This is a genomic window from Flavobacterium gelatinilyticum (genome assembly GCF_027111295.1).
Taxonomy (GTDB): domain Bacteria; phylum Bacteroidota; class Bacteroidia; order Flavobacteriales; family Flavobacteriaceae; genus Flavobacterium; species Flavobacterium gelatinilyticum.
Map to the genome: position 1 here is coordinate 2,206,230 of NZ_CP114287.1, position 13,905 is coordinate 2,220,134.

General features: G+C 35.9%; 9 protein-coding genes. 2 read left to right on the top strand and 7 right to left on the bottom strand.

Going from position 1 to position 13,905, the window contains the following annotated elements; genetic code table 11:
• Positions 1–5: 5 nt before the first annotated feature.
• From OZP11_RS09330 to OZP11_RS09350, 5 genes are all read right to left on the bottom strand, one after another.
• Complete coding sequence (locus tag OZP11_RS09330) at positions 6–1,139, bottom strand: TlpA disulfide reductase family protein (protein ID WP_281234947.1); 1,134 nt, start codon at positions 1,137–1,139, stop codon at positions 6–8.
• 86 nt (positions 1,140–1,225) lie between these two features.
• Entirely contained in the window at positions 1,226–2,422 is a 1,197-nt protein-coding gene (locus OZP11_RS09335; protein ID WP_281234948.1) for a TlpA disulfide reductase family protein, read from the bottom strand.
• A gap of 65 nt (positions 2,423–2,487) precedes the next feature.
• Positions 2,488–3,903, bottom strand: a complete 1,416-nt coding sequence (locus OZP11_RS09340) for a RagB/SusD family nutrient uptake outer membrane protein (RefSeq protein WP_281234949.1) — start codon at positions 3,901–3,903, stop codon at positions 2,488–2,490.
• A gap of 17 nt (positions 3,904–3,920) precedes the next feature.
• A complete protein-coding gene (locus OZP11_RS09345) occupies positions 3,921–7,493 on the bottom strand; it encodes a SusC/RagA family TonB-linked outer membrane protein (RefSeq protein ID WP_281234950.1) in 3,573 nt (1,190 codons plus the stop codon).
• Positions 7,494–7,965: 472 nt separating this feature from the next.
• Positions 7,966–9,120, bottom strand: a complete 1,155-nt coding sequence (locus OZP11_RS09350; RefSeq protein ID WP_281234951.1) for a FecR family protein — start codon at positions 9,118–9,120, stop codon at positions 7,966–7,968.
• 275 nt (positions 9,121–9,395) lie between these two features.
• Here OZP11_RS09350 and OZP11_RS09355 point away from each other — a divergent pair, with 275 nt between their 5' ends.
• Complete coding sequence (locus OZP11_RS09355; RefSeq protein WP_281234952.1) at positions 9,396–10,007, top strand: RNA polymerase sigma factor; 612 nt, start codon at positions 9,396–9,398, stop codon at positions 10,005–10,007.
• Positions 10,008–10,070: 63 nt separating this feature from the next.
• On the opposite strand, the gene OZP11_RS09360 is transcribed toward OZP11_RS09355, so the two are convergent.
• On the bottom strand, positions 10,071–10,826 hold the full coding sequence (locus OZP11_RS09360; protein WP_281234953.1) for an MBL fold metallo-hydrolase: 756 nt from the start codon (positions 10,824–10,826) through the stop codon (positions 10,071–10,073).
• 103 nt (positions 10,827–10,929) lie between these two features.
• Between OZP11_RS09360 and OZP11_RS09365 the strand changes: the two genes are divergently transcribed.
• Complete coding sequence (locus OZP11_RS09365; RefSeq protein WP_281234954.1) at positions 10,930–11,805, top strand: LysR substrate-binding domain-containing protein; 876 nt, start codon at positions 10,930–10,932, stop codon at positions 11,803–11,805.
• Positions 11,806–11,962: 157 nt separating this feature from the next.
• Here OZP11_RS09365 and OZP11_RS09370 read toward each other — a convergent pair whose 3' ends face one another.
• Positions 11,963–13,870 (bottom strand): sialate O-acetylesterase, encoded by a 1,908-nt coding sequence (locus OZP11_RS09370; RefSeq protein WP_281234955.1) that lies wholly within the window; start codon positions 13,868–13,870, stop codon positions 11,963–11,965.
• Between the last annotated feature and the right edge of the window lie 35 nt (positions 13,871–13,905).

A 13,905-nucleotide genomic window follows, 5' to 3' on the forward strand; every position in this document is an offset into this window, starting at 1 on the left:
CAGATTTACGATTTACTGAAAATTTCTTTAAGTTTAGATTGTAATTCAGCTTCTCTTAGGTTTTTAGCAACGATTTTTCCGTCAGGTCCAATTAAGTAGTTGGTTGGCACCATTTTTACACCGTATAAAACTGCAGCTTCGTTTTGCCATCCTTTTAAATCAGAAACATGTGTCCAGGTTAAACCGTCTTTTTCGATTGCTTTTTCCCAAGGTTCTTTTTTTCCATCCAATGAAACTCCCAAAACATCAAATCCTTTATCATGGTATGTTTTGTATGCTTCAACAACGTTTGGATTTTCTTTTCGGCATGGTCCGCACCAGCTTGCCCAGAAATCTACTAAAACATATTTTCCTTTATAATCTGATAATTTTACCACTTTTCCGTTTACATCAGTTTGAGAAAATTCAGGTGCTGTAACACCAATGGCTGTTTTTTCGATAAGATCAATAGACTTTTTTAATTTTTTTCCGTAGAATGATTTTTGAACTTCCGGAGATAAAATTCCATAATATTCTTTTATTTTTTCAGGAGTTCCGTAAGCCACAATTCGGTCTTCAATTACTAATGCACCTCCTATATTGTCTTTGTTTTTTCTGATGAATTTATCAGTTAGATCATCTGCCAAATCACCCAGATCTTTCCATTTTTTATCCATCATGGTCTGCTGTTCCGGAGTTAATTTTACTTTTCCGTTTTGGGTTAACGAATCAGATAATTTGTAAATAGGGCCTGCAACTCCCTGTATTTTTTTGAATTCGTTATCGTAATATGATTTGTAGAATCCGTTTTGTACAGATCCCGTTACTTTGGCTATAAACATAGAATCTTTTTTGGCTTCTACTTTTATATCTTCATTGCTCAAAATAAAGTAGGTTCCATATTCCTGTCCTTTAATTTTAAGGGTGTGAAATAAAGGTTCTGTCACTTTTCCGTTTAAAGTAAAAGCGCCTTCTTTTACGACAGCCGAGTCAATGATTTTTTTCTCTCCTTTTTCATCTGAATATTCCAGATAAACGGTTCCTTTGTCTAATCCGGCGATGTTTCCGTTGATTGTGTATCCTTCTTTTTTTGAGCAGGAAGTAATTGCTGCTGAAAGCGCTAAGGCTAAAAAGCCTGATTTTACGATTGTACTTTTCATGTGTTATTTTTTATTTATTACGATGTTTTTTATTTTAAGTCTCGGTATTCTGTCTCAGCTAACTGTAAACTGTGACTGAACTGAAATCACGATTTCAAAAGTTCTTTTAGTTTTGCTTCTAATTCGGCTCCTCTCAAATTTTCTCCAATAATTACGCCTTTACCGTCTACTAAATAAGTTGCCGGAATTGCTTTTACGTTAAATGATTTACTCACTTTATCGTCGTCTAAAAGATTGTGCCATTGCATATTTTCCTGTCCAAGTGCTTTCTGCCATGCTTTTTCATCTTTATCAATAGAAACACTTAAAATTTCAAATCCTTTTGGAGCATATTCTGCATAAGCCGTTTTTAGGTTTGGAATTTCTTTTCGGCATGGACCGCACCAGGAAGCCCAAAAGTCTACTAATATATATTTTTTTCCTGCAGTAATATCTTTTGCATTGAATGTTTTTCCGTCTTTATCTTTTAATCCAAAATTGGCAATACTTGTTCCTACTAACGATTTTGGATTCAAATCTTTATCGACTAATTGTCCGTAGTAGCTTTTTTTTGCTGCATCAGAAAATTGTTCGTAAAGCGGTTTTTGTTCCGGTGTAAAGTAGCTGAACTGTGTCATCATAAAAAACGGTCCCCACCAGTTTGTTTTATGTTTTGCAATTAAGTTTGTTGTTAATAATTCTACTTTCGTAAAAAATGCTTTTTCGTCTGCTTCAAACTTTTTCCATTGTGCTGTGGCAGAAACAGAGTCCATAAGTTTTTTATTTCCTTCTTTTCTTGCTTTGCCAATCAGATTGCTAAGTTCGTTTATTCCTACATGATAATCAGCATAATCTTTATTCAATTCTTCTTTAAAAGCTGTTTCTTTTAGATAATAATCGTGCGATTTAGAACCTGTAACGACTACATCTTTAAAACTGATCCATTCTCCTTCCTGATCTGAAACTGTACCGGCTGCTGTAATTTTTATTTTTGAATTTTCGACCATTACAGAAATATTTCCTTTGCTTTTACCAAAGACAACATAGAAAAAACGAGGTTCTTTTAATTTTCCTGTAAAAGTAAATTTCCCGTCTTTTAATGCTGCTTCAGCAACCGGCAGTTCAGAAGAATGTGTGGCTCCCGGAATCAGTTTTACAGCTGTTCCGTCTGTTAATCCTGTGATATTTCCCTCAATTGTATAAGAAGAAACCGGAGCTGTTTTTTTTGTCTGCGCCTGAACGTTAACAGAGGCCATAAACAAACAGAGACAGGATCCTAATATTTTGTATTTAACTGCTTTCATTTTTGATTGATATTTTAGAAAAAGCTTCCCTTTCGGGGGAATCCTGATCAGGAAGCTTTAGGTTATTATTTTTCTACGTTTTGCGTTAAAGTTCCGTTACCCGGATTTTTAAAGGCGCCCTGCGGGAAAGGCATAGTCCATAAATGAGATTCCGGAGATAACGTATAAGTTGTACCGCCTGCTGTTTTTGTGAAACCAACTTTGTAAACTCCTTCTGCATTTAAACGACGGGCATCTGCAAACGGAATAAGTGTTAAAATAAGTTCGTTGTTTTTAGTTCTGAAAATCGCATTCAGGGCCGTTGTTTTATCAGTTGTTACAATATCCTGATAAGAAGCTGCAAGAATACGCGTTTTACGAACGGTGTTTAAAACGCCCAATGCATCGCTGATCTGATTGGCACGTGCAAGGCATTCGGCTTTAATCAAATACACCTCAACGGTGGTCATACCTGCATAGTTAAAAGAACCCGAAAGTGTTCTTCTGTAATAGGTTTCTGCTCCTACCGTTCTGATTTTCCAGCGGGAAATAAAGCGGGCATCGCCGGTTTCAAATCGCTGTGCACGTTCTACCGGAATGTCGTATTCTGTAATTAATGTCGAATACGAATAAATCTGCTGGCTGTGACGCATATTGTAGTTTTCTACATAATTATATCCCATTGGCGAAACTGTTGTCGTATACGAATTCGGAACATCGATAATGGCTTTATTTGTTTCGTAATAGGCTTTCCAGTCGTATAATTTATTGTTTTCTGCCAATGCTAAGTCAGCATTTTTTAAAGCTTCGGTATAATTGTTCATCTGAAGATATACTCTTGCGCTGAAAGCATAAGCTGTACCCAGATTTGGATGCAGAATAGTTTGTGCTGTTTTTGGCAGATACGGAATCGATTCTTTAATATCGGCTAAAATAAAATCATACATTTCCTGAATCGTTACCTGTCTGCTTGGTGCATTAATATTGGCGCTGGTAATTAACGGAACTGATAATTTTGTTGCGGCCGTAGATGCCACATATGTGTCTGCATAAAAATTTACAAGATTGTAGTATGACATGGCGCGCAGAATTTTAGACTGTGCCCAAACCGTTCTTTTTTCTGCTTCGGTTGCATTTGTTGCGGTTAATACATTTTCTATCAACAAATTGCAAGTCGAAATTGATGCATATCCTGCATAATAAGCCGTTTCATCTGATGGTTTTAACTGGATACGGTCTGCTTCTTCATCCCACATATAATTGGCACTTGCCAGACGGTCGTTTGACAAGGCTGCTATTCCTAAAAAACGGTCGTTTAATAAGTCTGAAGCTCCTTTGGCTTCTACCCTGAAATTGTATTCGTCGCGCAGGAAAGCTTCAAAATCTGCTAATGTTGCGGGTGCTTTGGCTCCCTTTGGCACATCATCTAAATAATTCTCGCAAGAGGCAAAAGTTAATCCTAAAACTAATAAGCCCACTACATTTTTATATATTTTTTTCATTGTTTAGTCTTTTTAAATTAGAAATTAACATTTACGCCAAAAACAAAACTCGGAGACTGGAAGCCGTTTAAAATGAATTTTGCGTCTCTTGATTTAGCTGCAGTAAATACATTTTCTGCGTTTAAATTAAAACGTACTCCGTCTAATTTTGCTCTCTGAATCAGTTCTTTTGGCAGTTGGTAAGACAAAGAAACGTTGCTTAATCTGACATTTGAGGCATCCAAAATATTAATATCTGCATACGAGTAAATGGTACGGGATTCAGAGTTAAATTCCGGTTCGTATTCGTAAACGGCTCTTGGCACATTGGTAAAAGCCTCATCTCCCGGTTTCATCCATCGGTCTGCAATATGATTGTTAACCGTTGAAATAGTGGTTACATAACCGCCCATTGAACCTGAGTATTCATTGCCTAACATTGGCAGGAATGTGTTTCTGATTTTATGTCCTAACTCGTAAATGAAAAGTGCCGAAAGTGAGAAGTTTTTGTATTTAACCGAAGTATTAAATGAACCGCTGTGCGTAGGTACTGTTGATCCAAAATCTTTGATAGATCCTAAACTTCCCGGATTGTATACAGTTGCATTTCCATCTGCATCGTACACCTGAGGTAATCCTTTATCACTTAAACCTGCCCATTTGAAACCATAAATAGAGTTAAAATCGTTTCCAACTCTTGGGAAAGATTTTGGATAATCCAGTTGTAATATATAAATCGGTGCTTCAACATTTACGTAATCGACTTTGTTTTTGTTATGAGCATACAAAACGCCGGCATCCCATGAAAATGAAGGTGTTTTTACGATTGTTCCTCTTAAACTAACCTCGATCCCTTTGTTAGTCATTTCTCCATTGTTGATGGTGTATGTTGAATATCCCCATCCTTCTGTCGGGATTCCCTGGCTGCTTGCTAATAAGTCCTGTCCTTTTTTGTTGTAAAGATCAAAAGTTCCGCCTAATCTGTTTTTAAAGAATGAAAAATCCAGACCCAGGTTGGTTGTTGTTGTTTTTTCCCATGATAATTCAGGGTTTGGTCTTTTGTTGACAGATCCCTGACTTCCGCCAACATTAGGGTTTGAATTGTAATAGGCTGTTAAATACGGAGCTGAATCTTTGGCTACGTTACCTCCAATACCGTAAGAAGCACGAACTTTAATTGCGTCTACCCATGAAACGCTGAAGAATGATTCGTTAGCAATATTCCATCCTGCTCCTGTTGACCAGGTTGGTTTATTTTGGTATTTACTGTCTGTTCCCCAAAGGTTCGAACGATCCCAGCGAACACTTCCAGATACAGAATATCTTCGGTCATAGGTATACCCTCCTGTTCCGTAAACCGAAACGTAACGGTTTTGCAGTTCTTTTTCTAATGAAAAATTATCCTGAATCATATAGCCGCCAAAAACGGTTCCGTATACTTTAAGAAGATCGGCCTGATTGATTGGTGTGTAAGCTAATGTCTGGTCATCATAACCGTAACGGGTATTATCGCTGTATTCTAATTTTGTATGACGAATTTCCATACCGGCAATGGCAGAAACATCGTGTTTACCATTAAAAGTCTGCTCGAAGTTTAACTGCTGACGGAAATTGTAAGCATTTGTGAACTGATTGGTTTCTTTTATAATGTCGCCATAAGGCAAATTAAACGTTGGTGTTGTTCCTGAAACGGTTACTAAACTGTTTACCAGACTTCTAACATTAAATGAATCTTTACTTCTTAACTGGCTGGCGCGATCTGAACCGTATTCATACTGAAACATCGCGTTGTAGGTAAAGGCACGGCTGAATTTTACATTGAATTTGGCAAAAGTTCTGTTCAGGAAGTTTTTGTTTTCTGTTAAATTTCTTCCGAACTCATCCATTGGCGTGATATCCATATTGTAAAGTCCGTAATTCTGCATAGACTGAAGCGTAAAGTTGTTGTAACGAGACGCTGCAGTTGAAACGAAATTCGTTCCGTCATTATTCACCAATTGATTGTATGGCTGATATTTAAAACCAGGATTGTTCGCCATATAGCTCTGCGTATCTCCTAATTCATAATTGATATATGTTCCTAAATCAAGAGAAAGCCAGTTGTTAATCTGAGTTGAATTTTTAAGATTAATACCAATTGACTGATTATCTGAAAAACGATCTTCAAGCTGGTTGTTTTTATAAGTTAAGGAAGCATTAAACGCATTCGATTCTGTTGCTTTCCCTAAACTGATATTATGCTGCATAAAATACTGATCGCGTTTTGCATATCTCGCAATATCATTGTAATATTTGTAGCCTTGTGAACCCAATGTGTTCAAACGGTTGTTCATTTCTGTCTGCGAAATATTTCCTGCATACCCGTTTAAAATGGTATTCATTCCTAAACTTGTAAATACCGCATTGTTAAGCAGTGACTGAGCGTAAGTTCCCGCATTTGCTCCCTGTAAATTTGGATTTCCGTTTGCCCATCCTCTTTCCAGACCTATAATATCTGCAGAATCTGTCAGGTTTCCGGTATAGTTTCTATAAGGTTTAACGGTTAAGTTACTTGAAAACGAAATGTTTGATTTTCCTGATTTTGCTTTTTTAGTCGTAATTACCACTACTCCATTTGCTGCACGTGCTCCGTAAATAGAGGAAGCTGCGGCATCTTTTAAAACCGTAATGGTTTCAATATCTTCTAAATTCAGGCTTGGCACATTTTCTTCGATAGAAGCATATGGAGTCAGTTTTGTACTTTCTACCGGAAATCCGTCTATAACATACAATGGCGATGTTACGCCTGTCATAGAAGTCGTTCCACGAATTTTACCATCCTGATACCCTGCGATACGTCCTTCCAGAATCGAATTCAAACTGCTTAAACGCTGTTCCTGAAAATCTTTTGTTTTTAAGTTTGAGAAGGATCCCGTTACCTGTTCTGCCGCAATATTCTGGTATCCTGTTGTTAACACCAAACCTTCGAGTTCCATTGCATCTTCTTTCAGGACAACGTTAATTACGCTTCTTCCATCTACTTTAATTTCCTGTCTTGCATATCCTAAATAAGAAAAAGCCAATGTTGTTTCGCTGCTTACGGCAATAATCTGATAATCTCCGTTAAAGTCGGTATTTACACCTCTTCCTGATCCGTTATCTGCAACTGCTGCACCTACTAAAGGCATTCCTTTTTCGTCTGTAACACGTCCTTTTACTATAAAATCGGCCGCTTCTTTTTTTGCTTCAATTGGTTTTTCAACCGGAGCTTTTTTAGCCATCAAAATAATATGTTTTCCGGATACTTTGTAATCTGTGCTGGTATCTTTAAAAATAGTATTTAAGATATTTTCTATAGAAGTATTTTCTAAATTAACATCGATTGTTCTGTTTAAATCAACAGATCTTACATTGTAAACAAATTGGTAATTGGTAGTATATTCCAGTTTTTCAATTGCTTTGGCAACTGACATATTACTGGCATTGAAAGACATTTTTGCCTTTTGGGAGTACGTTACTCCCGCCTGCATAACCGTGAAAGTGGTTAATAAAAATAATGTGGTCAATTTCATCTTCAGATCGAATTGCAAAAAAGGCTTGTCGAACCTAATTCTGTTCAATAGTTTTTTCATACTTTTAAAATGTTTTTTAATGTTGGTTGGTTAATTAACTGATCGCATTTATTCTACCGGGAAGTGTTGGCGCATTTTCCGGTTTTTTTATTTAATGCAGATCCTTTTCTTGCGGACTGTTGTTACATAGGCTTCTTTATTTTAGATTTCTGATTTTAGATTTTAGATTGGCTCAGCATACCGCTGACTTTTTTACATCTTAGATTTCTGATTTTAAATTTTAGATTCGCTCAGCATAACACTGACTTTTTTACATCTTAGATTTCTGATTTTAGATTTTAGATTGGCTCAGCATACCGCTGACTTTTTTACATCTTAGATTTCTGATTTTAGATTTTAGATTCGCTCAGCATACCGCTGACTTTTTTACATCTTAGATTTTAGAGTATGCTGAATTTTAATTTTTAATTCTCAATTTTTAATTTTTAATTTTTAATTTTTAATTTTTAATTTTTAATTTTTAATTTTTAATTTATTTAATCGTAATCTTATCCCTGTCAATGTTATAATCTATTGCGTAACTGTCGCTGAAATATTTGAGTACTACCTCAATAGGTTCGTTGTCGAAACGGGCGTTGAAAATTTCTTTACCCAGCATTTTATTCCGATTGATAAAAGTCACATTGTAACGGCGTTCGAGTTTTGCGATAATCTGATCAAACGATTCGTTTTTAAAAACCAGGCTTCCTTTTACCCAGGCTGTGTAATAATCTGTATTGACTTCCTCGGTTTTAAATGTTGTTTGTCCTTTTACGTTCGATCCTTTAAAACCGGGTTTTAAAACTACCTCATTGTTTTTTGTTTTCTCATCTGTATAAAGCGACACTTTTCCTTCAACCAAAACAATATCGGTGCTTGTATTTTCAGTATACGAATTCACGTTAAACTTAGTTCCCAAAACCTCCACATTCATGTTTTGTGTATCGACAGTAAACGGATGTTTTTTGTCTTTTGAAACTTCAAAATAAGCTTCTCCCAAAAGATCAACTTTTCTATTTTGATTTTTTGAAAACTGAACCGGATAACGCAGTGTTGTTCCGGCGTTTAAATGCACAATAGTTCCGTCTGAAAGCTGTACTTCAAATTTTTTCCCGTATGGAATTTTCAATGTGTTGTAAACCAATTCGCCTTCGGTATATTCGCTGGTATACACCAGTCTGTTTTTTTCCTGTCTTCCAATTACTTTTCCTGACTTATCGGTTATGTTTCGCACTCCTGACGGATCGATCGTCTGGGCAGATTCATTTCCTATCTGCAGCACAATAGCTTCTTCTCGCGGAATCACCACATTTTGTTTTGGCTCAACTGCATTGGTCGAACTTTTATAAAAATAAAATCCTCCTAAAGCAAAAATTACAATTGCTGCATATTTATAATAGGACGAAAATCTTCTTTTGTAAAAAACATTATTTTCCTGCTGTATTCTTTCAGATAACTGCTTTTTGACTTCGGCAGAATCAAAATTATTCATCACGGTATCTACCGCATAATTGGTTTTTACAAAATCCTTAAATATCTTCTGATTTTCATCTTCTTTTAACCACTCGGTCAGTTCCTCAATTTCATCTTTTGAAGCCTGATTTGTGATAAATTTAACGATTAATCGCTCTGATTTTTTCGCTGTCATTTGCGTTATTTTTAATATTATTACGAAGCCAAAAAACAAAACCCTAACAATTTGATAAAGTTTTTTTCATTTTGATGATTTTTTTATTTTTCACAAGTCTTTTCTTTCAGAAAACACGACTAATTTGATAGAAATTATAAGACTGATGATTTATTCTGACCTTTTTCGCACTTTTTATTTGTACTAATTTTCAAATAGAAACCGGAAAAAAGGAGAAATTTTAATGAATTACGTGTCCTATTTTACCCTTAAAAATTATAATTTATATATTTGTTATGATGACTGCTGATTACCATAATAATGAAATCTTAATTGAGTCTCTTCGCAACGGAGATGAAAAAGCATATACCTATTTAATCGATACGTATCATCATAAACTCTGCGTGTATGCGAACAGTCTGGTAAAAAATGTCTACAGCGCCGAAGATATCGTGCAGAATGTTTTTATAAAAGTCTGGGAACAGCGCACGAGGTTAAAAACCGATCATGCTTTAAAAAGTTTTCTCTACAAACTGGTCTATAATGAATTTATCGATTTGTACCGAAAAAACCAGTCGTTGTTTTCTCTTGAAAAATCGTATTACGATGCTTTAAACGGAATTGTTCAGGAAGAGGATTCAGAAGCTTTTCAAAGGGTTTTGAATGCCGTAAACAAGGAGATCCAGAATTTACCGCCAAAGTGTAAAGAGGTTTTTATACTGAGTAAAAAAGAAGGTTTAACCAACATCGAAATAGCCGAACATCTGGACGTTTCCATCAAAACGGTTGAAGCGCAGATTACGAAAGCTTTTTCGATTTTGAGGACTTCTCTTGAAGAAAAGGTAAAGAGTGTTTTGTTTCTTTTGTTTTCTGCTAAAAAAAAATTCAGACTAAATAATTTAATCTGAATTTTCCTTTTATTGTTTTAAGCTAAAAGTCTTTGCTCTTGCTTCTATAATAGCTTTTCGTTTCTATACAGCATCTTTCATCTGGCTTCTTTCTTCGGCAAAATCCAAAACAGGCGTCTTCATGTCATGGTACAAAAGCACTTTCCAGTTTTCGTCTTTTGCCTGTTGTTCCCATTTTTTTCGGGATTCCATGGCGCGTTTTCCGTCGAAATCTGTTTTGTAGGCAACGGGAATTTTTAAATATCTTTTTTGAGGCAGATCATCAGCTCCGTAAAAAACAATTTCATCATCAGCCTTAATCCAAAATACTTGCTGAAATTGGGTATGTCCTGCTGTAACTTCAAAATAAATTTCGTCAGTTATATTACCGCTGTCTTCATTTAACAATTCAACGTTTGGTAATTGTTTTAACTCATTTAATATTTCCGGAACATACGACGGATTTTGCAGCTGTCCTAAAGCAAAATCTATTTCTCTTTCCTGAATGTAAATTTTCGTATTCGGGAAATTTTGAACGAATTGATCATTTTCAAAATAACCAATTCCTTCAATATGATCTTTGTGAAGATGCGAAACCAGAATTTTGGTAATCTGCTGCGGTTCGATATTGTTTTTTCTAAGCATTTCGTAAATAAACGGAACGCCGTTATGAACAAATCCTAAACCAAAATCTATTAAAATAACATCATGGTCTGTAATAACAACAAAAGGCTGAATGGCCATTTTTAAACCTAAATCGGTCGTGTTCTCTGTTAAAAGCTGAAACTCTTTTTGAGAATTGACAATATAATTTCCTTCTCGTAAAGCTATAATTTCCATTTTATTTTTCTTCTAATTTTACAACGAAACAAAGTTCTTAAGAATTTCTATATTTGTAAAACCTTATTTTTCGATATAATCAATCGATAAAACCGATTTAGAAATGGAACTCCGACAGCTTAAATATTTCCTTAAAGCAAAAGAATTACTGAATTTTACCGAAGCAGCCTCGGCACTTTATATTAGCCAAAGTACCCTTTCGCAGCAGATTAAACAACTGGAAGACGAACTCAAAGTACCGCTCTTTAACCGAATAGGGAAAAGAATTACGCTGACAGAAGCCGGTGATTTATTTGCGGTTTATGCGCAGCAATCTGTCAATAAAGCTTCTGACGGACTGGAATTATTAAAAGATTTAAATAATCTCGAAACGGGAAAAGTAGCGATTGGTGTGACGTATGCTTTGCGCCATGTGGTTACGAAAGCGTTGATTTTATTCAGTTCTGAATATCCGAAAATACAGTTCGAAATTATATTTGGAACTTCGCAGGAACTGATTCATAAACTAAATCATTTTCAGTTGGATGTTATTCTGACTTTTGAAGAAATTGCTTCTGAAGCGCATTTTAAATATCTGGAATTGTTTACGTCGCCCATGGCTTTGGTTACGTCTTCTGAAACTGCTTTAAAAAACAAAAAGACTATTTCTCTTGAAGAAATCAGTACTCTGCCTCTTGCAATGCCTGCGGGCGGTTTCAGCACCACTCAATTTATCAGCAGGGCTTTTGAAAAAAGTAATCTGCATCCAAATGTTACGATTGAAATAAATGATATTCCGACATTAGTGGAGTTAATCAAAACTGGAAAATGGCATACGATCTTAACTAAAACGACAATTGAAAACGAAGAAGATTTGTACGCAATCCCGATAAGCGGTAAAAACATGACACGCACCGCAATGCTTATTTCGCTGAAGGAAGTTTATGAGAAAAAAGCGGTTACGGCTTTCTTGAAAATATTGGTAGAGAATTTAAAGTAGTACTTTTTAAGATTTGCCCAAGATCAACACCGTAATTTGTCATTTCGAGGAACGAGAAATCACACAAACAGCTCTACAAAGATTGACGAATTAACTTTATGGAATTTCTAGTGTGATTTCTCCTTTCAGTCGAAATGACAAAAATTGGGTACAAAATTTACTTCAACTCTGCCTCAAAAGGCGAAGCCGGTAAATTTTCTTTATTGTATAAATTCACTTCAACGGGATTATCTGCCCAGGCGTAACGGATTTTTACGGGATTTGTGATTGTATCATTCCAAACTACGATTTTATCCTTTTCGATTATTGCTTTTGCCCAGACAAACTTACCGTCTATTCCGGCAATGGCGAATTCTTTTAATTCGTTTCCGTTTTTGATTTGCAATCCTGTTCCTATATCAGAAAAATTTAAAATCAGTTTATTTCCATCTTGTTTCATATATTGAAAAATAGGCCCAGAAGCGACTACATTTTTATCGTCATAAACCAATTTTCCTGCCTGCAGCGATAATCGTTTGCCAACATCGTATTTGTTTAAAGGGTGAATATCGTTCCATTCGCCTAAATCTATGGTTATGGCCAATCCTGTATTTGGAACTTTCAGCATATTTAATTGCTGTTGCCTCAAAGCGGCCCAATTGCTTTCTGCAGGTTCTGTTTTTGGTTCCATAAAATTAGGAAGCTGTACCAATAAAAATGGCAGTTTTTCCTGTTTCCATTGCGTACGCCAGTTCGAAATTAAGGTTTGCATTAATGCTCCATATTCTAATGGCTTTTTGGTATTGGCTTCGCCCTGATACCATAAAACTCCTTTTATTGGATATTCTTTTAAAGGCGCGATCATGGCATTGTAGAGTCCGACAGGTTTCCAGCGCACGAATGTCTGTCCCGGAAGAGGTTCCATTTTTGAGCCTTGCTTGTATTTCCAGTTTCCTTTTAAATCGATGGGTTTATCGCCAATAATCAGCTCGTAGGGTTTATCGGTCACGAAACCTCCTCTGCCTGAATTGTTGATGACGCGAATGGTAATTTCGTTTTTTCCTTCTTTTAAAAAATTGGCATTAAAGGAATAAATTCTTGGCGGATATTGGTATGAAGTGGTTCCGGCAAAATGTCCGTTTACAAAAACCGAATCGGCATCTACAATTCGTCCTAAAATTAGTTTTGCCTGATTTTCTTTTACTTTTTCCAGAACAAATTCTTTTTTAAACCAAACTGAACCGTTTGTTTTTCCGAGTTCGCCATAGGCCCAATAACCCGGAATTTTCATTTCCTTCCAATCTGAAATATCGACAGAATTTGCCCATTTATTTTTAACGCCAACATCGGTATTGTTTACTAACTTATACCATTCTGAACTGACTTTGCGATCGTTTTCATCGATTTGTTTTTCGAGTTTTCCGTCTTTGAATTTTAAATATTCCTGATGATATTCAGGGAACTTTTTAATGTTTTCTTCGCTGATCCAGGATTCGGCAGGAGAACCGCCCAAAGCGCTGTTGATTAAGCCAATCGGAATTTTGTATTTTTCATAGATTTCTAAAGCAAAGAAATAACCAACGCCTGTAAACTGTAAAACGTTTACGGGATTGGCTTCAACCCATGAACCGGAGGAGAAATCGTTTCTTTCTTTTTCGAAATAATACTCATCGGGTACTAAAAATTGTCTGATATTGGGATTAAAAGATTTCGCAATTTCTTCTTTGTATTTGTCTTTGAGGCGGTCCATTGGCAATTCCATGTTCGATTGCCCGGAACAGAGCCAGACATCTCCAAAAAGAATATTTTTAAGCACAATAGTGTTGGATGCTTTCAAGGTCATTTCATAAGGTCCGCCTGCTTTTTGCGATGGAAGTTGTATTGTCCATTTTCCTTCTTGTGACGTGATTGCTTTGTATGTTTTGTGATTGAAATCGAGTTCGATTTTTTCATTTGGCAACGCCCATCCCCAGATGTTGACTTTTGTATCACGTTGTAAAATCATTCCGTCGCTTATAAGCTTGGGAAGTTTTATCTGGGCGTTGAGGCTGATTGTTATTAGAAATGCTAGTATTATTTTTTTCATAATATTGTTTTTTACACACAGTAGAACCGTCGTAT

Coding starts and splice junctions, on each gene's coding strand:
- OZP11_RS09330 (WP_281234947.1), bottom strand. CDS start 1,139: ATGAAAAGTACAATCGTAAAATCAGGCTTTTTAGCCTTAGCGCTTTCA.
- OZP11_RS09335 (WP_281234948.1), bottom strand. CDS start 2,422: ATGAAAGCAGTTAAATACAAAATATTAGGATCCTGTCTCTGTTTGTTT.
- OZP11_RS09340 (WP_281234949.1), bottom strand. CDS start 3,903: ATGAAAAAAATATATAAAAATGTAGTGGGCTTATTAGTTTTAGGATTA.
- OZP11_RS09345 (WP_281234950.1), bottom strand. CDS start 7,493: ATGAAAAAACTATTGAACAGAATTAGGTTCGACAAGCCTTTTTTGCAA.
- OZP11_RS09350 (WP_281234951.1), bottom strand. CDS start 9,120: ATGACAGCGAAAAAATCAGAGCGATTAATCGTTAAATTTATCACAAAT.
- OZP11_RS09355 (WP_281234952.1), top strand. CDS start 9,396: ATGATGACTGCTGATTACCATAATAATGAAATCTTAATTGAGTCTCTT.
- OZP11_RS09360 (WP_281234953.1), bottom strand. CDS start 10,826: ATGGAAATTATAGCTTTACGAGAAGGAAATTATATTGTCAATTCTCAA.
- OZP11_RS09365 (WP_281234954.1), top strand. CDS start 10,930: ATGGAACTCCGACAGCTTAAATATTTCCTTAAAGCAAAAGAATTACTG.
- OZP11_RS09370 (WP_281234955.1), bottom strand. CDS start 13,870: ATGAAAAAAATAATACTAGCATTTCTAATAACAATCAGCCTCAACGCC.